This is a genomic window from Pseudoprimorskyibacter insulae, from assembly GCF_900302505.1.
GTDB lineage: Bacteria > Pseudomonadota > Alphaproteobacteria > Rhodobacterales > Rhodobacteraceae > Pseudoprimorskyibacter > Pseudoprimorskyibacter insulae.
Map to the genome: position 1 here is coordinate 190,089 of NZ_OMOJ01000001.1, position 21,892 is coordinate 211,980.

Here is a 21,892-nt window from a genome sequence, read left to right on the forward strand (position 1 = left end):
CGCGTGTCAACGCATGCCGAAAAGGTTTGGTTCCAATGAATCATACGCAGTGGCGGATATTTGGATCACTTTGCCCGGTCACGGTGGCGTGAAGTCGGGTTAACGCGTCAGGGGCGCATTAACCCTTTGGTAACCATGGGCGTGCATTCCTGTCGTGACAGGAAGCCCCGCATGATAACATTCGCCAACACCGTTGCCTTCGAAGGCGTTGAGGCCCGACCGGTTGAGGTGCAATGCGCCCTAACGCCGGGGATGCCCGCCTTTTCTGTGGTTGGCCTGCCTGACAAAGCCGTGTCTGAGGCGCGGGATCGGGTTCGTTCGGCCCTTGGGGCGTTGTCGATCGCGCTGCCCTCCAAACGCATCACGGTCAACCTGTCGCCCGCCGATATGCCCAAGGAAGGGTCGCATTTTGATTTGCCCATCGCGCTGGCGCTATTGGCCGCGCTTGGGATTATCGGCCCCGAGGATGTCAGCCGCACCGTCGCCTTGGGGGAGCTTTCGTTGGACGGCACCTTGGTGCCGGTGATCGGGGCGCTGCCCGCCGCCATGGCCGCCGCTGAAGAAGACCGCGCCTTGCTCTGCCCCCGCGCATCTGGGGCTGAGGCGGCTTGGGTCGGCGGCTGTCAGGTGATCGGGGCGGGGTCACTTTTGGAGGTGGTTCAGCACTTCACCGGCCAATCGCCCCTCGCCCCAAGCCAGCCCGGAGAGGTCACGCAAGACGCCGGCCTGAAAGATATGCGCGACGTTCGGGGGCAGGAGCGGGCCAAACGCGCCTTGGAAATCGCCGCAGCGGGCCGCCATCACGCGCTGTTTGTCGGCACGCCGGGGGCTGGGAAATCCATGCTGGCGGCGCGCCTTCCCGGCATTTTGCCGCCGCTTTCGCCGATTGAGGCGCTTGAGACATCAATGGTGCATTCGCTGGCAGGATTGCTGAAAGAGGGCGGCATTTCGCGGGCCCGCCCCTTTCGCGAACCGCATCACACTGCGTCCATGGCCGCGATCATTGGCGGCGGGCGCGGGGCCAAACCCGGTGAGGTCAGCCTTGCCCATAATGGCGTGTTGTTCCTGGACGAACTGCCCGAGTTTCAGCGCATGGTTTTGGAAACCCTGCGCCAGCCGATCGAGACGGGCGAAGTGATGGTCGCCCGTGCCAATGCTCATGTGCGTTACCCGTGCCGGTTCATGCTGATGGCGGCGGCAAACCCTTGTAAATGCGGATATCTGTCCGATGCGTCGCGGGCTTGCGGGCGTGCGCCTGTCTGCGGGCAGGACTATCTGGGGCGCATTTCCGGGCCATTGATGGATCGGTTCGATCTACGAATTGAGGTGCCGCCTGTGTCCTTCCAGGATCTTGACTTGCCTGCCGATGGCGATAGCTCCGCTCAGATCCGGGCGCGTGTGGCCGCCGCGCGCGATGTGCAAGCGGCCCGGTTTCGCGATGTGCCCGAGATGCGCACAAATGCCGATGCCTCGGGCGCGATGCTCGAACAGATCACCGAACTGGATGCCGAAGGCCGCACGTTGCTGCACCGCGCCGCTGACCGGTTCGGCCTGTCCGCGCGCGGCTATCATCGCGTATTGCGGGTGGCGCGAACCATTGCCGATTTGGAAGGGGCGCAAAACATCAGGGCCCCGCACATCGGCGAGGCCCTGAGCTATCGTCTGATCGCAGGAGGTTAGCGTGCAGCGACGCGCGCCTCAATGGCTTCCCAGATTTTGGCGGCAACGTTGATGCCGTCAAACCGCTCCAACTCTTGGATGCCGGTGGGCGATGTGACGTTGATTTCGGTAATGTAGTCGCCGATCACGTCAATGCCGACGAAAATCAGGTCTTTTTCTTTCAACACCGGCCCCAACGCTGCGCAGATTTCCTTGTCACGCTCGGTCAGCTCGACCTTTTCCGCTCGCCCGCCGACGTGCAGGTTGGACCGGGTCTCTCCCTCTGCCGGAACGCGGTTAATCGCGCCAACAGGTTCGCCATCGACCAAGATCACCCGTTTGTCGCCCGCGCTGACGGCAGGCAGGAACTTCTGCGCGATCAGCGGCTCACGCGATGTGCCGGTGAATAGTTCATGCAAAGACGCAAGGTTGCGGTCATTGGCATCCAGACGGAACACCCCAGCGCCGCCATTCCCGTAAAGCGGCTTCAGGATGATGTCGCCATGCTTGGCCTTAAACTCGCGAATGGTGCGCAGGTCGCGGGCAATGGTGGTTGGCGGCATAAAATCAATGAAATCCAACACCATCAGCTTTTCGGGCGAATTGCGCACCCAAAACGGGTTATTCACAACAAATGTGCTGTCCGCGATCCGGTCCAGCAGATGGGTCGTGGTGATGTAATGCATGTCAAAGGGCGGATCTTGGCGCAGCCAGACGACATCCATATCGGCAAGATCAATTTTGTGCTCGGGCCCAAGCTTTGCATGATCGCCCTGAATACGCTGTACTTTCAGCGAACGAGCACGGGCTGTAATCCGGCCTTCTTCATAGGCAAGGTCATCGGGCAGGTAATAGTATATCTCGTGCCCGCGGGCCTGCGCCTCTTCTGCGATGCGAAAGGTGCTGTCGGCGTTGATGTTCACCGATTCAATCGGATCCATCTGAAAAGCAATCTTCATGGCGGTTCTCCCGTGTTGCGCAATACATGGCGCATGGAGAGGGCCTGTGCAATGGCTGGTCAGGCCGCCATGATACCATTCTCAATCACTTCAACGTTCCCATAGCCATCGACCAGGGCGACATCAAAACGAGCATCGGTCAGGGATCCGCGCGGCTGTGTGCCAAGATATTCTTCGGCGGCGCGACACAGCCGTTGCTGTTGGCGCATCGATAGCATCTGGGCGGCGCGGTCATGTGTGCGACTTTTCTTGACCTCAACAAAGACGACCGTGTCGCCATCCGCAAAGATCAGGTCGATTTCGCCGCCCTTGCCGCGCCAGCGGCGGCGGGTTTCGACAAGGCCGCGCCGGTCATACATGCGGCTGACCGTATCTTCGGCGGCAAGCCCGCTGTGATATGCCGTACGTCCCCTCGATTGCTTACACATGTCATCCCTTTCCCATTTTCATGGCCTGCTGGTAGATCGGGCGGCGTGGCAGGTTGAACATCTTTGCCACGAAATCCGCAGCATCCCGTACCGACATACTGACCAGCGCTTCCTCTAGGGCTTGGGTAACATCCGTTTCGCTAATATTTGTTGAAGATCCCCGATCAATCAGGACAACGATTTCGCCTTTGACCGTTGCATCGGCGTATTGGTCGGCCAATTCGGCCAGCGTGCCGTGCCGGACCTCTTCGAATTTCTTGGTCAATTCGCGGCAGACGGCGGCGTTTCGGTCTGGTCCGATGGATTCGGCGGCGTCGGCCAGCATGGCCGCCAGACGCTTGGGGCTTTCATAAAACACCAGTGTCGCTTTGGTTTGGCCAAGTTCGGCCAGTGCTTTGCGGCGGGCCGATTGGGTGTTGGGCAAAAAGCCTGCGAACAAAAACCGATCTGTCGGAAGCCCTGCAATAGTGAGTGCCGTGGCCACAGCAGACGGGCCGGGGGCCGATGTCACAAGGTGCCCTTCGGCGGCGGCAACGCGGCTGAGATCAAAGCCCGGATCGGCAATGAGCGGCGTTCCGGCCTCAGAGGCATAGGCCACCGATTGCCCTTCTGCCAAAGCCGCCAACAGGCGCGGGCGGGCCCGGTCGCCATTGTGGTCGTGATAGGAAATCAGTGGACGGTCCCCGAGCGGTATGCCGTGAATCTCCATCAATCGGCGCAGGCTGCGGGTGTCTTCTGCGGCCAAAACATCGGCCGAGGCCAAAATATCCAGTCCGCGCAGCGTAATATCACGCGCATTGCCGATGGGTGTTGCAACAAAATACAGCCCCGCCGGCAACTTGCGTTTGTCGTAATTCATGACTGGACCCTTATCGGAGGAAGGTTATTATCGCCCGCAGCCGTTGCCTGTTTCGCAACCAGAAACAACGAGGGAGCCTTTCCGCCCATGTTCGCCCTTTTGTCCACCGCTCGCAAGGCGGGTCAGCGATTGTTCGCAGTAGGGGCCCTTTTGGCCACCGCCGCGTGTAACACCTCTATCGGAGACATCGGGGCCAGCCAGCCCAGCATCAAGGCAGGTGCGCCGGTGCCTGTTGCGCTGTTGCTGCCCAAATCCGACCCCACGGCACAGAGCCTGCCGCGCGATCTGGAAAACGCCGCGCGTCTGGCATTGGCCGGGTTGGATGGCGTGCAGATTGACCTGCGAGTCTATGACACGGCTGGCAACCCGACTGTGGCTGCGCAAGTGGCGGGGCAGGCCGTCAATGATGGCGCCAAAATCATTCTTGGCCCGCTCTACCAAAAGAACGCCGTTGCCGTCAGTCAAGCGGTTGCCGGGCAGGGCATCAACGTTTTGTCCTTCTCAAACAACACCGACATCGCGGGCGGTAACCTGTTCTTGCTGGGCGATCTGTTCATCAATCGCGCCGACCGTCTGCTGGGCTATGCCAAGCGTCAGGGCAAATCCAGCGTTGCGGTGATCTATGAAAACAGCACCGGCGGTCAGGTTGGCGCGCGGGCGATCGGTCAGGCGGCGGTGAACAACGGTGTCGAGCTGGTTGGCACCGCGGGCTATGACCTGAATTCGCAAAGCCTGTCGGCGGCCATTGCGAAAACGCGCGGCTACGTCCAGCAAGGCGGCGCGCAATCGGTCTTTTTGACCGACAACTGGGATCAGGGCCTAAGCGTGGCGCTGCAATTGATGCCCGAACAGGGGATTGATCCGACCGTCACCAAGTACATGGGTCTGTCGCGTTGGGATTCGCGTCGTGACGGGTTCAACCTGGCTGGCATCAAGGGTGGCTGGTTCACTGTCCCCGATATGGCGACAGTGCAGCAGTTCGAAACCCGCTTCCAAGAGGCCTATGGCGCGATCCCGCATCCGCTGGCGGGGCTTGCCTTTGACGGTGTCGCCGCGATTGGTGCGCTTGTGAAACAAGGTCGCGCCGATGCGCTTTCAACGACGGCTTTGACGCAATCGGCTGGCTTCCAAGGCTCCAGCGGTGTATTCCGGTTGAAAGCTGATGGCACGAACGAACGCGGGCTTGCTGTCGCGACAATTGAGAACAATCAAATGGTGATCCTTGACCGTGCCCCAAGCAGCTTCGGCGGATTTGGCTTCTAAGACCTCCACTCAGATCGGAATGCCCGACAACCTTGTCGCGGCACCCTATGACATCTTTGACCGCGATCAGGTTCGTTCGGATCTGCTTTCGGCGTGCCAAGACCACAAGGAGGAGCGCGACCGCCGCACGGCGGTCGTTGCGATCCTGCGTGAGGCGCAGGACAATGCCCGCGATGCCATCCAAAAGGCCTTTGCCCGCGTCCCGTACCGGTCGCGTGAGGTAACGCGATCCTACACTTGGGTGATGGACTGTATCGTCACGCTGGTTTGGGAAGTATCTTCGCAAGTGTTCCACCCGCTGGCCAACCCGACCGAGGGCGAGCGCGTCGCGATTTTTGCTGTCGGCGGCTACGGGCGCGGCGAAATGGCCCCGCATTCGGACGTCGATCTGCTGTTCTTGACCCCCTATAAAATCACCCCTTGGGCCGAGAGCGTCATTGAGTCGATGCTCTATATTATGTGGGATCTGAAGTTGAAGGTTGGGCATTCGTCGCGGACCATCAAGGATTGCATCCGCCTTGGCGGAGAAGATTTCACCATCCGCACCGCGATGCTGGAACATCGTTTTCTGACCGGCCACACGCCCCTTTCGGATGAATTGGACACCCGCCTGTGGAAAGAACTGTTTCGCGGGACCGAAAAAGAGTTCGTCGCGGCCAAGCTGGAAGAACGCTCGGCCCGGCACCGCAAACAGGGCGGCCAGCGCTATATGGTCGAACCGAACGTGAAGGAAGGCAAAGGCGGTCTGCGCGATTTGCAGTCGCTGTTCTGGATCACCAAATACGTCTATCACACCGACGATACGCGCGAATTGGTGCGCAAGGGCGTGTTCCGCCCCGAAGAATATGACACCTTCGTCAAGGCCGAGGAATTCCTGTGGGCCGTGCGCTGTCATCTGCACTTGATTGCCGACCGCCCGACCGAACAATTGACCTTTGATATGCAGGTCGCCGTGGCCGAGCGTATGGGCTATGCCGATAAGGGCGGGCGCCGTGCGGTTGAATGGTTCATGCAGGCCTATTTCCGCCATGCCACCACCGTTGGCGATCTGACCCGCATTCTGCTGACCTCGCTTGAGGCGGACCACACCAAAGATGCGCCCTTGCTGGCCCGGTTCTTCAAACGTCGCCGCCCGACCAAGGCTGGCTACACCGTGGTCAACAACCGTCTGTCCATTGTGGACAAGCATGAATTTCTGGCCGACCGCATCAACATCCTGCGTCTGTTCGAAGAGGCCTTGCGCACTGGGCTGTTGATCCACCCGGATGCCATGCGTCTGGTGAAGGCCAATCTGCACCTGATCGACGACAACCTGCGCAACGATAAAGGCGCGCAAAAGCTGTTCATGGATCTGATGCTGAAACAGGGCAATCCCGAACGCGCCCTGCGCCGGATGAACGAATTGGGCGTGCTGTCGGCCTTCATCCCCGAGTTTGAACCGATCGTGGCGATGATGCAGTTCAACATGTATCACCACTACACGGTGGACGAACACACGATCCAATGCATTCGCCACCTGTCGGAGATCGAACATGGTGAGCTGATCGAAGAACTGCCCGTCGCCAGCTCGATCCTTGAAGAAGGCGTCAACCGCAAGGTGATTTACGCCGCGCTGTTGCTGCATGACATCGGCAAGGGTCGGGACGAGGACCATTCGATCTTGGGGGCCAAGATCGCCCGCAAGGTCGCGCCGCGTCTGGGGCTGAACAAGCAAGAAAGCGAAACGGTCGAATGGCTGGTGCGGCACCATCTTGTCATGTCGGACACCGCGCAAAAGCGTGACATCGCCGACCCGCGCACGGTGCGCGATTTCGCCAAGGCGGTGAAGACCCGCGAACGTCTGGATCTGCTGTGCGTTCTGACGGTTTGCGATATTCGCGGTGTGGGTCCGGGCACTTGGAACAACTGGAAAGCCGCGTTGCTGCGCGCGCTTTATCGCCAGACCCGCCGCGCCTTGGAAAACGGCATGGAGGAGCTGAACCGCGAAAATCGTGGGACAGAGGCCAAAGCCGCGCTGCGCGAAGTGCTGTCCGACTGGGATCCTAAAGACGTGCGCGCCGAAACCGCGCGGCACTACCCGCCCTATTGGCAAGGTCTGCATGTCACCGCGCATGAGGTGTTCGCACGCCTGCTGCACGATATCAAAGACAGCGAAGTCAGCATCGACATTCACCCCGACGAAGACCGGGACGCGACCCGCGCCTGCTTTGTGCTGGCCGATCACCCCGGTATCTTTTCGCGGCTGGCGGGGGCGGTGGCCCTTGTTGGGGCGAACGTGGTGGATGCCCGTACTTTCACCTCGAAAGACGGCTACGCCACGGCGGCTTTCTGGATTCAGGATGCCGACGGCCACCCCTATGAGGCCAGCCGCATCCCCCGTCTGCGCGATATGATCCGCAAGACGTTGAAAGGCGAAGTTGTTGCCCGCGACGCGATCAAAGACAAAGACAAGCTGAAAAAGCGCGAACAGGCCTTCAATGTGCCGACGACCGTGCTGTTCGACAACGATGGGTCAGACATCTACACGATTATCGAAGTGGATACGCGCGACCGTCCGGGCCTGCTCTATGATCTGACGCGGACGCTGGCCAACAACAATGTCTATATCGCCAGCGCGGTCATCGCGACCTATGGCGAACAGGTCGTCGATAGCTTCTACGTCAAGGACATGTTCGGGCTGAAGTTCTATTCGGGCAGCAAACAAAAGGCGCTTGAAAAGAAACTGCGGGACGCCATCAGCGAAGGTGCGAAACGGGCGCAATCTTGATGCAATTCGCTTTCGCGCGTGTTGGTGATCGGCTAATCCTGCCCACCGTAGTGTCTCGTAACTCTGAGGTCTTGCGCTCATGAAACCGATTCGGCTGTTTAAAGGCGTTTTGACCGTCGGGTTCTGGACCTTGATGAGCCGCGTGCTTGGCGTTGTCCGGGAAATCCTGATCCTGGCCCTTGTGGGGCCGGGGCCTATCATGGACGCCTTTGTTGCCGCGTTCCGCCTGCCCAATATGTTCCGCCGGTTCTTTGCCGAAGGTGCGTTCAACGCGGCCTTTGTGCCGATGTTTTCCAAAAAGATGGAAGGCGGCGAAGACCCGATGGGCTTTGCCCGCGATGCGATGAACGGTCTGGCGCTGGTACTGATTGTGCTCAGTGCGTTGGCGATGATCTTCATGCCCGCGATGGTCTGGGCCACGGCGGGCGGGTTTGGCGAAGACACGCGGTTCGATCTGACGGTCGGATATGGCCGGATCGTGTTTCCCTATATTTTCTTCATCTCGTTGGCGGCGCTGTTTTCCGGTGCGCTGAACGCCGTGGGCCGGTTCGCGGCTGCGGCTGCTGCGCCGGTGCTGCTTAATATCTTTGTCATCACCGCGATGCTGGTGGCCAACAAGATGGGCGAGCCGGTGATCAAGGCGCTGATCTGGGCCGTGCCGGTTTCGGGCATCGTGCAATTGGCCTTGGTCTGGGTCGCCGCGCATCGTGCAGACATCCGGCTAAAGCCGGGCCGTCCACGCTGGACGCCCGATATGCGCCGATTGGTGCGTGTCGCCATTCCGGCGGGTCTGGCGGGCGGTGTGATGCAGATCAACCTGCTGGTTGGTCAGCAGGTCGCCAGCTATTTCGACAAAGCGGTTGGTTGGCTCTATGCCGCTGACCGGCTGTATCAGCTGCCGTTGGGCGTGGTGGGCATCGCGGTGGGCATCGTTCTGCTGCCCGATCTGTCGCGCCGCCTGAAGGCCCAAGACGACGCCGGGGCCAAAGCCGCCTTTTCCCGCGCGGGTGAACTTTCCCTGGCGCTGACCGTGCCCTGCGCCGTGGCGCTGGTGGTCATTCCGGGTCCGATCGTGTCGGTGCTGTTTGAGCGCGGGCAGACTTTGGCGGCGGATACGCTGGCCATTTCGATGGCCGTAGCGATCTATGGTCTGGGGCTGCCGGCCTTTGTGCTGCAAAAGGCGCTGCAACCGTTGTTCTTTGCCCGCGAAGACACCCGCACGCCGTTCCGCTATGCGCTGGTGGCCATGGCGGTGAATGCCGCTGTAGCGATTGGATTGGCCCCGGTGGTTGGCTGGATTGCCCCGGCCATTGCCACCACTTTGGCCGGTTGGATCATGGTTGGCTTGCTAGCCATTGGCGGGCGCAAGCTGGGCGATGTCGCCCGGTTTGACACGCGATTCCGCACCCGCGTTTGGCGCGTTTGCGCGGCCTCTGGCATTATGGGCGTCGCACTTTGGGCTGTTCTATGGGCGGTGCCGCAGATCTTTGCGATACCGGGATGGCGCTATCTGGCGCTGGCCGCGCTGATCGCCTTTGGATCGGTCGTCTACGGCGTGTCCGGGCAGGCGCTTGGGGCCTTCAGCATGGCCGAGTTGCGCGGGGTCGTGCGGCGGAACCGGCGTTAATCGCGCCGGATCTTCCGCAGCAGCCCGGCCCAGCCGCCGTTGACCAGCGGCACGCTCAGCGCGAAGCCCGTCGCAAAGCCAAGGATATCGGCCAGCCAATCGTTCGCCCCGCCAAACAGCAGCCCGAACAGCAACTGAAGACCAACCAGAAACCCGATCAGCGTAAAGGCGCGGGCCTGCTGGCCACCGGTCTGTTTTAGCCGCACCCAAAGCATATAGGTGAACGTGCCAATCAACCCGTAGACCGCCGGGTAAGCCCCAATCAGCGGGGCGGGATTATCGAGGATCAGCCAATAGCCGGTCGCCCCCACAAAGGCCGAGGCGAAGTAAACGATCAGGGTCGAAACAGGCCCCATCGCCACCGAAACGAATTTTCCCATCGCCAGCAGGATGACCCCCGCGAACATCGCATGGGTGAATGACCCGTGGATAAAGGTGTAGGACACAAACCGGATCAGCTGGTCCGCCGGATAGCGATGATTTTCGACCATCCAGTCAATGACATTGGGGGCAAAGGAATAGGCCTGCACCGCCTCAAGCCGCCAGCCAACCGCAGTGGGGCCGCCAATCAGGCCGCGCGTCGCCAATCCGAATGCTGCCTCGATTCCGATCAACACAAGGAATAGGGCCACCACGACGGGTGGCATTGGCAGGATCGGGGCTTCTGTCTCTGGGCTGCTCATGTCAGGGCCTTTGCTTGACGGTCTTTCGCCCCATGGGTAAGCCACGATTACCCATAAATCCAGACGGAGACGCATTATGACTGAGGGGGTCCAAACTCCTCCCGCCGCGACTGAGTTCAAACAGCGCGTGTTCTCGGGCATTCAGCCTTCGGGCAACCTAACCCTTGGCAACTACCTTGGCGCATTGAAGCGCTTTGTGGATTGGCAGGACAACGGCATCGAGACGATCTATTGCATGGTGGACATGCACGCGATCACCGTCTGGCAAGACCCCGAAGCGCTGCGCCGCCAAACGCGCGAACTGGCCGCCGGGTTCATTGCCTCGGGTCTTGATCCGCAAAAGTCGATCTTGTTCAACCAAAGCCAGGTTTCCGGCCATGCCGAGCTTGGCTGGATCTTCAACTGTGTCGCCCGCATGGGCTGGATGCAGCGGATGACCCAGTGGAAGGACAAGGCAGGCAAGAACACGCAGAACGCCTCGCTTGGCCTGTTTGCCTATCCGGCGCTGATGGCGGCTGACATCCTTGTGTATCACGCGACCCACGTGCCCGTGGGCGAGGACCAGAAGCAGCATGTTGAGCTAACCCGCGATATCGCGATCAAGTTCAACCATGACTACAAGGTGGATTTTTTCCCGACGCCGGAACCGGTGATTGAGGGTGCGGCCACCCGCGTCATGAGCCTGCGCGACGGAACCAAGAAGATGTCCAAGTCGGACCCGTCCGATGCCAGCCGCATCAACATGACCGACGACGCCGACGCCATCGCCCAGAAGATCCGCAAGGCCAAGACAGACCCGGACGGTTTGCCGTCTGAGGCTGAAGGGCTGGAAGGCCGCCCCGAGGCGCGCAATCTGGTGAACATCTATGCCGCTTTGGCCGAAGTGTCGGTGGATGACGTGCTGCGCGATGTGGGCGGCAAGCAGTTCTCGGAGTTCAAACCGATGCTGGCCGACCTGGCAGTTGCCAAGCTGTCGCCGATCTCGACCGAGATGGCCCGCCTGATGCAGGCCCCCGAGGAGATTGACGCGATCCTTCGGAACGGTGGTGACAAGGCCCGCGCCATTGCCGAGCCGATCTTGAAAAAGACCTACGACATCGTCGGAATGGTCCGCTAACGAAAACGCCCCGGAAAGCCGGGGCGTTTTTCATTTCCGCTTGGCCGCTTTGCGTTCGCGGTGAAGGGTGTAAAGGCCCGATGCCATGATAATGCCGCACCCCAAGAACGTCCAACTATCTGGCAGGTCGCTATAGACGACAAAGCCGTAGAAGGTGGCCCACAGGATCAGCGAATAGTGCAGGGGCGCCAGAACCACCGCCTCGCCTATGTCCAACGCGCGAATAACCAGCACCTCGCCCAATCCGGCGGTTGCTGCCAAGCCAAACAGCAAGGCCACGGTCTGATAATCAGGAATTGGCACCCAGACAAAGGGCAGCGCGACGGACAGGATCGCCGTCATTGTCAGCGCGGTATAGGCAACCGTGGTGATGACCGGGTCAGCGCCGCTTAGCCAGCGCGACAGGATTTGCCGCAGCGAAAAGAACGAGGCCGCAGCGACGACCAAAAAGATCGCCGGATGGAACACCCCCGCGCCGGGGCGGATCACGATCAGCATCCCGACAAAGCCAATGGACACAGCGACCCAGCGGCGGATGCCGACCTTTTCGCGTAGCACAAGCGCGCCCAAGATTGTCACCATAAACGGGGCGATAAACGACACCGCCACCGCATCGGCCAGTGGCACGTAGGTGATTGCAATCGTAAAGCAGCAGGCCGAGGCCACCGCCGTCACGCCGCGCGAAATCTGAAGGACCGGGTTCTTGCTGCGCAGAATGTGCAGGCCTTTGACGGCAAGGATCAGCAGGATCCCCAGCACAAGACCGGATTGGCGGAACCAGACAATCTGAAACGGGTTCAGCGTTTCGGTCAGAACCTTGGACTGAATATCGCAAGCCGCAAATGAAAAGAACCCAAGGGCCATAAGGCCGATGGCACGCATATTCTGCGTCTCACGCGGGGGCGGGGCCGAATGGATCGGCGCCGTATTGGTGGGGGGCATTTGTCTAGACCGACTTGAATGAACTGGTACACCAAATCAACAATTTGAGAGCACGTCAAAGGATAAAGTCAGAGATGCTGCCCTTTTATGGCTAAGTCCGCTGCGGTGCGGCGTAAAATTATTGGTAGCGCAGTGTTGACTCGGGCTTGGGGCCTCCTTAGCTATGCGCCGTTAGCACTCAACATGGGTGAGTGCTAACGGCCCTGAAGGCGGGGCCATAAATTGGAAAACTTTGAGTAAGGAGACTCGAAGATGGCATTTAAACCGCTTCATGACCGCGTGCTGGTTCGCCGTACCGAAGGCGAAGAAAAAACTGCTGGTGGCCTGATCATCCCCGATAGCGCCAAAGAAAAGCCGGCAGAAGGCGTGGTTGTCGCGTGTGGCGAAGGCGCACGTAAGGACAGCGGCGAGCTGATCGAGATGGCCGTTAAAGAAGGCGACAACATTCTGTTCGGCAAATGGTCGGGCACGGAAGTCACCGTTAACGGCGAAGAGCTGCTGATCATGAAGGAAAGCGACATCCTCGGCATCATCGCCTGAGATCGCCCCTTCCCAGAGCAAAACATAAGTCAAAGGAGAGTCTGATATGGCTGCCAAGGACGTAAAATTTAACACTGAAGCCCGCAACAAGATGCTGAAGGGTGTTAACATCCTCGCAGATGCGGTCAAAGTGACCCTCGGCCCGAAAGGCCGCAACGTGGTGCTGGACAAGTCGTTCGGCGCACCGCGCATCACCAAAGACGGTGTATCGGTTGCCAAGGAAATCGAACTGGAAGACAAGTTCGAGAACATGGGCGCCCAGATGGTCAAAGAAGTGGCCTCGCGCACCAATGACGAAGCCGGTGACGGCACCACCACTGCGACAGTTCTGGCCCAAGCCATCGTCAAAGAAGGCATGAAGTCGGTTGCTGCTGGCATGAACCCGATGGACCTGAAGCGCGGCATCGATCTGGCAACCGCCAAAGTCGTTGAAGCGATCAAAGCAGCCGCCCGTCCGGTCACCGACTCGAACGAAGTTGCTCAGGTTGGCACCATCTCGGCCAACGGCGAAGCGGAAATCGGTCGTCAGATCGCCGACGCGATGCAGAAAGTTGGCAACGAAGGTGTGATCACCGTCGAAGAAAACAAAGGTCTGGAAACCGAGACCGATGTTGTGGAAGGCATGCAGTTCGACCGCGGCTACCTGTCGCCCTACTTCGTGACCAACCCCGACAAGATGATCGCAGACCTCGAAGACTGCATGATCCTGCTGCACGAAAAGAAACTGTCGTCGCTTCAGCCGATGGTTCCGCTGCTTGAGCAAGTGATCCAGTCGCAGAAGCCGCTGCTGATCATCGCAGAAGACGTCGAAGGCGAAGCGCTGGCAACTCTGGTTGTCAACAAGCTGCGCGGCGGTCTGAAAATCGCAGCCGTGAAGGCACCGGGCTTCGGCGATCGCCGCAAGGCCATGCTGCAGGACATCGCGATCCTGACCGGCGGTCAGGTGATCTCGGAAGATCTGGGCATGAAGCTCGAGTCCGTGACCATGGACATGCTTGGCACCGCCAAGAAAATCTCGATCACCAAAGACGCGACCACCATCGTTGATGGCGCTGGCGAAAAGGCCGAGATCGAAGCACGTGTTGGCCAGATCCGCACCCAGATCGAAGAAACCACCTCGGACTACGACCGTGAGAAGCTGCAAGAGCGCGTTGCCAAACTGGCAGGCGGTGTTGCTGTTATCCGCGTCGGCGGCATGACCGAAGTCGAAGTGAAAGAGCGTAAAGACCGTGTGGACGATGCTCTGAACGCAACCCGCGCAGCTGTGCAGGAAGGCGTGATCGTCGGCGGTGGTGTTGCTCTGGTTCAGGCTGGCAAAGCTCTGGACGGTCTGACCGGCGTAAACTCGGATCAGGACGCAGGCATCGCCATCGTTCGCCGCGCACTGGAAGCCCCGCTGCGCCAGATCGCCGAAAACGCAGGCGTTGACGGCGCGGTTGTCGCTGGCAAAGTCCGCGAGTCGACCGACCTGACCTTCGGCTTCAACGCACAGACCGAAGAATATGGCGACATGTTCTCGTTCGGTGTGATCGACCCTGCCAAAGTGACCCGTACCGCTCTGGAAGATGCGGCCTCGATCGCTGGCCTGCTGATCACCACCGAAGCCATGGTTGCAGACAAGCCGTCGAAAGACGGTGGCGCCGCAGGCATGCCCGACATGGGCGGCATGGGCGGCATGGGCGGCATGATGTAATCATCCGGCCATCGGCTGAATTTGGCGGGCGTCCCATTTGGGGCGCCCGTTTTCATTTGCGTATTTGGAAAAAGAAGACGCGCAAAGGCGGGCTGTTCCCGTGGTGCATTGCCGATCTGCACGCGGCGCATATGGCGCGGTTTTCAGCGAATAAAAATGCCTGTGCCATATTTTCAGGCCGTTCCCCACATCAGACTGAAAAGACCGGCAAAGCGGTGATATTGTTCCAAACTTGCCCCCATGATCAGGACCAACAGTCGAGGTGCCCCCCCATCACAGGGGGAATGGTGCGATGTAATGCGCCTTGACCTCGTGCGGTTGCACCTTTAGCCCGCGCCGAAGTTATTGACCGCCCAGAGCGCAGATCCAGACAAGAGAACCGGACGCGACCATGCAAAGCCTTCTAGCCCCTATCCCCGAACTTTATGTCTCCTATGACAGTGCCCAGAAACTGAAGCTGGAAGCCGCCGAGCTGGTCAGCCATGACCTATCGCCGCGCCAGATCTGCGATCTGGAGCTGCTGATGAACGGCGGGTTCAACCCGCTCAAAGGGTTTCTGACCGAAGAAGATTACAACGGCGTTGTTGAAAACATGCGCCTTGCCGATGGCACCCTGTGGCCGATGCCGATCACGCTGGACGTGACCGAGGCCTTTGCCGACGGCATCGAACTGGGCCAGGATATTGCCCTGCGCGACCAGGAAGGCGTGATCCTTGGCACAATGACCGTCACCGACAAATGGGTGCCGAACAAATCGCGCGAGGCCGAAATGGTTTTCGGCGCTGACGATTTGGCTCACCCGGCGGTGAACTACCTGCACAACACCGCAGGCGCTGTTTACCTTGGCGGTCCGGTGACCGGCATTCAGCAGCCCGTACACTATGATTTCCGCGCCCGCCGCGACACGCCCAACGAACTGCGCGCCTACTTCCGCAAACTGGGCTGGCGCAAAGTGGTTGCGTTCCAGACGCGCAACCCGCTGCACCGCGCCCACCAGGAACTGACCTTCCGCGCCGCGCGCGAAGCGGAGGCGAACCTGCTGATCCACCCTGTTGTCGGCATGACCAAGCCGGGCGACGTGGACCACTTTACCCGCGTGCGCTGCTATGAGGCGGTTCTGGACAAGTATCCGGCCTCGACCACCACGATGAGCCTGCTGCCGCTGGCAATGCGTATGGCTGGCCCGCGTGAGGCTGTGTGGCATGGTCTGATCCGTAAGAACCACGGCTGCACCCACTTCATCGTTGGTCGCGACCACGCAGGTCCGGGCAAAAACTCGGCAGGCGAAGATTTCTATGGCCCCTACGATGCGCAGGACCTGTTCCGCCAGCACGAAGAGGAAATGGGCATCAAGATGGTGGACTTCAAACACATGGTTTGGGTCCAGGAACGTGCGCAGTACGAAGCCATCGACGAGATTGAGGACAAGGACAAGATCACCATCCTCAACATCTCGGGCACGGAACTGCGCCGCCGTCTTCAGGAAGGCCTTGAGATCCCTGAGTGGTTCTCGTTCCCCGAGGTGGTTGCCGAGTTGCGCAAGACCAAGCCGCCGCGGTCCAAGCAGGGCTTTACCGTGTTCTTCACCGGCCTGTCGGGTTCGGGCAAGTCGACAATCGCCAACGCGCTTATGGTCAAGCTGATGGAGATGGGTGGCCGCCCCGTGACGCTGCTGGACGGCGACGTTGTGCGTAAGCACCTGTCGTCGGAACTGGGCTTTTCGAAGGAACACCGTGACATCAACATCAAGCGGATCGGCTATGTCGCGTCCGAGATCACCAAGAACGGTGGTATTGCGATCTGTGCGCCCATCGCGCCCTACACCGCGACCCGCCGCGCTGTGCGTGAGATGATCGAACAGTACGGCGCCTTCTGCGAAGTGCACGTCGCCACCTCGCTTGAGGAATGCGAACGCCGTGATCGTAAGGGCCTGTATAAGCTGGCCCGCGAAGGCAAGATCAAGGAATTTACCGGGATTTCGGACCCCTATGAAGTGCCCGAACGCCCCGAGCTGAGCGTTGAGACCGAGAATGTCGAGGTCGACAACTGCGCGCATCAGGTGATTCTGAAGCTGGAAAGCATGGGCCTGATCGCCGGGTAATCCCGGCCACGCCTGAAAACAAAACGGCCGGTGCAGCGATGCACCGGCCGTTCGCGTTTCGGATATGTTTGGATTTAGTGCACGGTCACCGGCGCCAGATCGTTCTGGCGGGCCAGCGCAAAGGCCAATGCGCGGTCTTTCACCAGCGCCAGCCGTTCGCCGCTTGAATTGTGCACGGCATAAAGTTCTTTCATGTCGCCAACCTGTGCCTGCACATCCTCGGGTAGGTCTGCGGTCAGAACCTGACGCACATAGACGATGCGGTCCTCGCTCAGCTCACTGAAGTCAAACTTGGTATTCATCGCTTACCCCTTTTTGATACGGATGGTCTGCACAACGGCGTCAGGCCGGGCGAATGTCAGATCAACGTGCAGCAGGCCGTTTTCGATTACGGCGTCGCCCACTTCCACACCGTCAGCCAACACAAAACTGCGTTGGAATTGCCGCGCGGCAATGCCGCGATGCAAGAAAACACGTTCCGACCCGTCGTCGGATTGGCGGCCCCGGATCACCAGCTGTCGATCTTCGACGGTGATGGCCAGATCGTCTTCGGAAAATCCGGCCACAGCCAGAGTGATACGATAGGACCGGTCAGAGGTCTGTTCGATGTTGAAGGGCGGATACCCTTCGTTTCCAGATTTCGCCGTACGTTCAAGCAAGCGTTCCAGCTGCTCAAATCCCAGCATGTGGGGGTAAGACCCCAGCGTTAGTTTCGTCATGGACACGTCCTTTGATCAAGCGACAGTCACGCGGTCCCGGTTTCGGCGACCCGTTCATAGAAATATGGGGGGCGATATCTGGCAACGCAAGGGCTTTGCGTGCCGCGCGGGATTCGCTATGACGAGAGTCTGGATTGTGCCAGGGGATGACAGACCATGAATGCGCCAACCGATGTTTCAATGAAAACCGACGATGTTTTGCGTTTTGAGCTGGAGGTTTTCAAAAGAGAGCATCGGGATCTGGACCTGGCAATTGATGCGCTGATCCAAACCGGCAGCGACCAATTGACCATTCAGCGGCTCAAGAAAAAGAAGCTGGCGCTGAAAGACAAGATCGCGATGATCGAAGACCGCCTGACCCCGGATATCATCGCCTGATTCTGGGTCGGTGCGCGCGGCTTTGATAGCAATTGCGCGCCGGGCCGGATCCGCTATAACCCATGGCTCCTGCGACCCGGATCGGAGACAGCGATGAGCGATATCAAAGTGGGCATCATCATGGGCAGCCAATCGGACTGGCCGACCATGAAAGAGGCAGCGGATGTTCTGGACGAACTTGGCGTGCCTTATGAGAAAAAGATCGTCTCGGCTCATCGCACCCCTGATCGTCTATGGGATTATGGCAAAACGGCTGTGGATCGCGGGCTTCAGGTGATTATCGCCGGGGCCGGGGGGGCGGCGCATTTGCCGGGCATGATGGCCTCAAAAACGCGCGTGCCGGTGATCGGTGTGCCGGTGCAAACACGGGCGTTGTCGGGTGTCGATAGCCTCTATTCCATCCTGCAAATGCCGCGCGGCTTTCCCGTGGCGACCATGGCCATTGGCGCGGCTGGGGCCAAGAATGGTGGTCTGATGGCCGCGGCCATTCTGGCCAACACGGATGCCGATCTGGCCGCCCGACTGGACAAGTGGCGCGCCGATCTGTCGGCCTCAATCGCTGAGGAGCCCGTCGATGAGTGAGCTTCCAGCAGGATCGGTGATTGGCATTGTTGGCGGCGGTCAGCTTGGTCGGATGCTGTCTGTCGCAGCCAGCCGTTTGGGCTTTCGCTGCCACATTTTTGAGCCGTCTGAGAACCCGCCTGCCGGGCAAGTGGCCGAATATGTGACCACGGCGGCCTATGATGACCACGACGCGCTGCGCAAATTCGCCGAGTCGGTGGACGTCATCACCTATGAGTTTGAAAACATCCCGACCGAGGCGCTGGATGTGCTGCAAGCGCTGCGCCCGATCCGTCCGGGGCGCGAGGCGCTGCGCGTCAGTCAGGACCGCCTGATCGAAAAGGGCTTCCTTCAGGATCTGGGCCTGAAAACTGCGCCTTTCGCTGACATCACCGATGCGGCCAGCCTTGAGGCCGCTTTGGCCGAAATCGGGGCGCCCGCAATCCTGAAAACCCGCCGTTTTGGCTATGACGGCAAAGGTCAGGCGCGGATCATGACGCCAGACGATGCCGCCGGGGCCTTGGCCGATATGGCGGGCGCGCCTGCCATTCTGGAGGGCTTCGTCAACTTCACCCATGAGGTTTCGGTCATCGCGGCACGCGGGCTGAACGGCGAAGTGGTGTGCTTTGATCCGGGTGAAAACGTGCACGAAGGCGGCATTCTGCGCACAACGACCGTTCCGGCCAACCTGACACCCATGCAGCGCATGGATGCGGGGCTGCTGGCGGGTAAGATCCTGAACGCGCTCGATTATGTCGGCGTGATGGGGGTTGAGCTGTTCGTAACGCCGCAGGGCCTGATTGTGAATGAGGTCGCGCCGCGCGTGCACAATTCGGGTCACTGGACGCAGAATGGCTGCACCACCGACCAGTTCGAACAGCACATCCGCGCCGTGGTGGGCTGGCCGTTGGGCGAAGGCCAGCGATATGCCGATGTGGTAATGGAAAACCTGATCGGAGACGATCTGGACAAGCTGCCGGGCTACGCCAAAGAGCCGAACACCGCGATCCACCTTTACGGCAAGGCGGACGTGAAAGCGGGCCGCAAGATGGGCCACGTGAACCGGATCGTCAAAGATTAAGCGATAAAGCGGCGGCCTGCTTCGCCTGTCAGATAGGTGATCTGGCCGCCTGCAATGGTTGCGGCAATGCGCTGATCGGGGTCTAGGACCACCAGATCGGCGCGCAGCCCATCGGCAATTTGGCCGCGATCGGTTAGCCCCAGCGCCTGCGCAGGCCCGGTAGAAATCAACCGCCACGCGGTCGCCAGATCGCAAATCCCCTCAGACACCAGCACAAGTGCCGCCTGCCGCATGGACGGGTAGTGATAGTCGGACGCCAACGCGTCGGCCAATCCTTCGGCCACCAAAGCTCGGGCGGATTCATTGCCCGCATGGCTGGCCCCGCGCACCACATTGGGCGATCCCAGAACGATAAAGTCGCCGCCGTCGCGGGCCGCGCGGGCCGCCTCAAAGGTTTCAGGGAATTCCGACAGCGTCGCGCCAAGGGTCCGCCAGCCAAGGCGGGCGTCTGCGGTGTGGTCATCGTGGCTGCCGATGCGCACGCCCGCGGCGGCCAGCGTGGCGCATAGGGCCGCAACTGCGGCGGGCACCTCGCTGCTGCGGGCGTGGAGCGATTGCATAAGGGCAAGGTGGGTCTCGGGGCTGCGCCCGGATTTCAAAGCCTGACCGGTCAGGCGGGGCGGCTTGCGCCCTTGGGCCAAACGATCATGCGGCAGGTGATCGTTGAACACCACATAGTCGATGCCAAAGGCCGCGATGGCGGCCTCAGCCCGGTCAAATTCGTCCAGCAAGTGGGTTTCCAGCCGCAACTGAATGCGCAGATCCGTGGCCACCGATGACCGGACCTCATGAATGGCGCGAAAGACGCTTTCGGCAAACTCCGGCCCGCGCATCCCGCCTTCCCAGCTAAAGAACTGCGCCATGACGCCTGTGGTGATGCCATTGGCGGCCAGTTCGGCCTCGGTGGCGAAAATGCCGTTGCGGCTGTCCAGAAGCGCGCCTCGGCGCGGGGCCATATGGCGTTCAAACCCGTCGCCGTGAATATCGACCAGGCCGGGCAAAATGGTGAAGCCCGACAAATCAATCTGGCGGCCGTCCTGTTGCCCCAGTTGCAGCTTGCCCTCGGTAATGGCCAAGGGGGTGTCCGACCAGCCATCGGCGGTCAGGGTTGTCGCGTTTGTCAGGGTTAGGGCGCGGGTCATGGCGGCGAATTGGCAGAAACCACTGGTCGAAGCAAGGCCAGCCAGCGTACCAATAGAGAAATTCAGGAGAATGACATGCGCCCGCCGCGACTGGCTGTCCGAGCCGTGCTGATACACCAAGACCGTCTGTTGCTGGTCAATGCCTATTCTGGGAACCAAAGCGATTTATGGTGTGCACCGGGCGGCGGGGTGGAGCGGGGATCGTCCTTGCCCGACAACCTGAAGCGCGAAATCTTTGAGGAAACGGGGCTGAGAATCGACGTCGGTGCGCCTTGCCTTGTGAACGAATTTCACAATCCCGACGATGGGTTCCATCAGGTTGAGGTGTTCTTTCGCTGCCAGTTGGTGTCCGGAGCTTTGAGCGACGATTGGAAAGACCCCGAGCGCGTAGTGACGGAGCGGCGTTGGTTTGCGGCGCCAGATTTGGCTGACATCCGGCTCAAGCCAGATTCCCTACCGGACATCGCCTTTAAAGGCGGGATTTACTACGATCCGTTGGAACGGATTGTGCGTTAGGCGTTTCCAGCAGGAAGGAAACGCCGATGCTGCCAAGAACGATCAGCGAGGCAATGAAGATCCGCGCCGTGACCGTTTCGCCCAGCAACAGCGCACCGCCCAAGATTGCGAAAACCGGTACAGACAGCTGCGCCAAACCGGCGCTTGTTGCGCTGAGGCGCGGCAGGATGGCATACCACAGCGAATAACCAAGGCCCGACATCACTGTGCCTGACAGCACGGCCAGCGCCACACCCGGCCAATGCGGGGTAAAATGCTGAATGCCATGCGGGAAAAACAGACCCAAAACGATACAGATCGGAACAGCCAGCATGAAATTCGCGGCGGTGTTCTGAACCGGGTTGTTGAGCCCTTGACCCGCCAGCGAATACAGGCCCCAGCCGACACCGGCCATGATCATGAAGGCAACACTGGTTGCAGAAATCGGCACATTGCCCGCTGGCCAAAGCAGCCAGACAAGCCCGCCAAAGGCCGTGGCCGAGGTAATCCAGCGGATAGCGCTTGGCCGCGCTCCGCGTTGGATTGACCCAAGGAACATCGTCAGATTGACGCAACCAAACAAGACCAAGGCACCTATGCCAGCGTCAATTCCCTGATACGCGACGGAAAACCCCAGCATATAGGTGACCAAGGCGATCACGGCCAAGGGGCGCTGCGGAACAAGCACTTTGATGCAGCCATTGCGTAGGCAAAAGACGGCAAACAAGAACAATGCCCCGGACAGCAAACGGATCGTGGCGAAATCAACCGAGTCGATATAGCCATATCCAACCGCCATCCTGTTCAGGACGGAGTTGGCGGCGAAAGCGACCATTGCCAGACATGTGAGCGCAAAAATATTCATTGCGGCGCACTAT

Annotated in this window: 21 protein-coding genes; 12 read left to right on the plus strand and 9 right to left on the minus strand. The window is 60.0% G+C overall.

Translation table 11 applies throughout. The features are described 5' to 3' along the window. Positions 1–171: 171 nt before the first annotated feature. Positions 172–1,680, plus strand: coding sequence for a YifB family Mg chelatase-like AAA ATPase (locus PRI8871_RS00990; protein WP_108884321.1), 1,509 nt, complete (start codon positions 172–174; stop codon positions 1,678–1,680). Here PRI8871_RS00990 and gshB read toward each other — a convergent pair. From gshB to rsmI, 3 genes are read right to left on the minus strand one after another with little or no spacing between them, the layout of a single operon-like run. Next, positions 1,677–2,618: a glutathione synthase gene (gshB, locus tag PRI8871_RS00995; RefSeq protein ID WP_108884322.1), complete on the minus strand. Its 942-nt coding sequence runs from the start codon at positions 2,616–2,618 to the stop codon at positions 1,677–1,679. The genes PRI8871_RS00990 and gshB overlap by 4 nt on opposite strands. Positions 2,619–2,677: 59 nt before the next feature. Further along, the gene (locus PRI8871_RS01000; protein WP_108884323.1) at positions 2,678–3,046 is read right to left on the minus strand and encodes a YraN family protein; all 369 of its coding nucleotides are present in this window, start codon (positions 3,044–3,046) and stop codon (positions 2,678–2,680) included. Between the two features lies 1 nt (position 3,047). Then, on the minus strand, positions 3,048–3,905 hold the full coding sequence (rsmI, locus tag PRI8871_RS01005) for a 16S rRNA (cytidine(1402)-2'-O)-methyltransferase (protein WP_108884324.1): 858 nt from the start codon (positions 3,903–3,905) through the stop codon (positions 3,048–3,050). 87 nt (positions 3,906–3,992) lie between these two features. On the opposite strand from rsmI, the gene PRI8871_RS01010 reads away from it, so the two are divergent. The 3 genes from PRI8871_RS01010 (at position 3,993) to murJ (ending at position 9,562) form a co-directional block, all read left to right on the plus strand. Beyond that, positions 3,993–5,168: a penicillin-binding protein activator gene (locus PRI8871_RS01010; RefSeq protein WP_108884325.1), complete on the plus strand. Its 1,176-nt coding sequence runs from the start codon at positions 3,993–3,995 to the stop codon at positions 5,166–5,168. 19 nt (positions 5,169–5,187) lie between these two features. Further along, positions 5,188–7,935 carry a [protein-PII] uridylyltransferase gene (locus PRI8871_RS01015; RefSeq protein WP_108884326.1) on the plus strand — a complete coding sequence of 916 codons (2,748 nt, stop codon included), beginning with the start codon at positions 5,188–5,190 and terminating at the stop codon, positions 7,933–7,935. A gap of 79 nt (positions 7,936–8,014) precedes the next feature. Then, positions 8,015–9,562, plus strand: a complete 1,548-nt coding sequence (gene murJ, locus PRI8871_RS01020; protein ID WP_108884327.1) for a murein biosynthesis integral membrane protein MurJ — start codon at positions 8,015–8,017, stop codon at positions 9,560–9,562. Here the strand turns inward: murJ and PRI8871_RS01025 are convergent. Further along, positions 9,559–10,245, minus strand: coding sequence for a rhomboid family intramembrane serine protease (locus tag PRI8871_RS01025; protein ID WP_108884328.1), 687 nt, complete (start codon positions 10,243–10,245; stop codon positions 9,559–9,561). The two genes, murJ and PRI8871_RS01025, sit on opposite strands and share 4 nt — an antisense overlap. Before the next feature lie 76 nt (positions 10,246–10,321). Between PRI8871_RS01025 and trpS the strand changes: the two genes are divergently transcribed. After that, positions 10,322–11,362: a tryptophan--tRNA ligase gene (gene trpS, locus PRI8871_RS01030; protein WP_108884329.1), complete on the plus strand. Its 1,041-nt coding sequence runs from the start codon at positions 10,322–10,324 to the stop codon at positions 11,360–11,362. 30 nt (positions 11,363–11,392) lie between these two features. Here the strand turns inward: trpS and PRI8871_RS01035 are convergent, their stop codons facing one another. Beyond that, positions 11,393–12,304 (minus strand): DMT family transporter, encoded by a 912-nt coding sequence (locus PRI8871_RS01035; protein WP_245897741.1) that lies wholly within the window; start codon positions 12,302–12,304, stop codon positions 11,393–11,395. Between the two features lie 252 nt (positions 12,305–12,556). Between PRI8871_RS01035 and PRI8871_RS01040 the strand changes: the two genes are divergently transcribed. The 3 genes from PRI8871_RS01040 to PRI8871_RS01050 all read left to right on the plus strand — a co-directional run bounded on the left by PRI8871_RS01040 (position 12,557) and on the right by PRI8871_RS01050 (position 16,638). Further along, positions 12,557–12,844 (plus strand): co-chaperone GroES, encoded by a 288-nt coding sequence (locus tag PRI8871_RS01040; RefSeq protein ID WP_108884331.1) that lies wholly within the window; start codon positions 12,557–12,559, stop codon positions 12,842–12,844. A 46-nt stretch (positions 12,845–12,890) separates the two neighbouring features. Further along, positions 12,891–14,537, plus strand: coding sequence for a chaperonin GroEL (groL, locus tag PRI8871_RS01045; protein ID WP_108884332.1), 1,647 nt, complete (start codon positions 12,891–12,893; stop codon positions 14,535–14,537). Positions 14,538–14,928: 391 nt separating this feature from the next. After that, the gene (locus PRI8871_RS01050; RefSeq protein ID WP_108884333.1) at positions 14,929–16,638 is read left to right on the plus strand and encodes a bifunctional sulfate adenylyltransferase/adenylylsulfate kinase; all 1,710 of its coding nucleotides are present in this window, start codon (positions 14,929–14,931) and stop codon (positions 16,636–16,638) included. A gap of 74 nt (positions 16,639–16,712) precedes the next feature. Here the strand turns inward: PRI8871_RS01050 and PRI8871_RS01055 are convergent, their stop codons facing one another. Both PRI8871_RS01055 and PRI8871_RS01060 read right to left on the minus strand, forming a co-directional pair. Continuing rightward, positions 16,713–16,940, minus strand: coding sequence for a DUF1150 family protein (locus PRI8871_RS01055; protein ID WP_108884334.1), 228 nt, complete (start codon positions 16,938–16,940; stop codon positions 16,713–16,715). A 3-nt stretch (positions 16,941–16,943) separates the two neighbouring features. Further along, complete coding sequence (locus tag PRI8871_RS01060; RefSeq protein ID WP_108884335.1) at positions 16,944–17,357, minus strand: Hsp20 family protein; 414 nt, start codon at positions 17,355–17,357, stop codon at positions 16,944–16,946. A 156-nt stretch (positions 17,358–17,513) separates the two neighbouring features. Here PRI8871_RS01060 and PRI8871_RS01065 point away from each other — a divergent pair, with 156 nt between their 5' ends. From PRI8871_RS01065 to PRI8871_RS01075, 3 genes are all read left to right on the plus strand, one after another. After that, positions 17,514–17,735: a YdcH family protein gene (locus PRI8871_RS01065; RefSeq protein WP_108884336.1), complete on the plus strand. Its 222-nt coding sequence runs from the start codon at positions 17,514–17,516 to the stop codon at positions 17,733–17,735. A 93-nt stretch (positions 17,736–17,828) separates the two neighbouring features. Then, positions 17,829–18,317, plus strand: a complete 489-nt coding sequence (purE, locus tag PRI8871_RS01070) for a 5-(carboxyamino)imidazole ribonucleotide mutase (protein ID WP_108884337.1) — start codon at positions 17,829–17,831, stop codon at positions 18,315–18,317. Next, positions 18,310–19,377, plus strand: coding sequence for a 5-(carboxyamino)imidazole ribonucleotide synthase (locus tag PRI8871_RS01075; protein ID WP_108884338.1), 1,068 nt, complete (start codon positions 18,310–18,312; stop codon positions 19,375–19,377). Before purE ends, PRI8871_RS01075 begins: the two co-directional genes overlap by 8 nt. Here the strand turns inward: PRI8871_RS01075 and PRI8871_RS01080 are convergent. Next, positions 19,374–20,519 (minus strand): alpha-D-ribose 1-methylphosphonate 5-triphosphate diphosphatase, encoded by a 1,146-nt coding sequence (locus PRI8871_RS01080; protein WP_108884339.1) that lies wholly within the window; start codon positions 20,517–20,519, stop codon positions 19,374–19,376. The genes PRI8871_RS01075 and PRI8871_RS01080 overlap by 4 nt on opposite strands. 75 nt (positions 20,520–20,594) lie before the next feature. On the opposite strand from PRI8871_RS01080, the gene PRI8871_RS01085 reads away from it, so the two are divergent. After that, positions 20,595–21,035, plus strand: coding sequence for an NUDIX domain-containing protein (locus PRI8871_RS01085; protein ID WP_108884340.1), 441 nt, complete (start codon positions 20,595–20,597; stop codon positions 21,033–21,035). On the opposite strand, the gene PRI8871_RS01090 is transcribed toward PRI8871_RS01085, so the two are convergent. Further along, complete coding sequence (locus tag PRI8871_RS01090) at positions 20,989–21,813, minus strand: DMT family transporter (RefSeq protein WP_245897742.1); 825 nt, start codon at positions 21,811–21,813, stop codon at positions 20,989–20,991. The genes PRI8871_RS01085 and PRI8871_RS01090 overlap by 47 nt on opposite strands. Between the last annotated feature and the right edge of the window lie 79 nt (positions 21,814–21,892).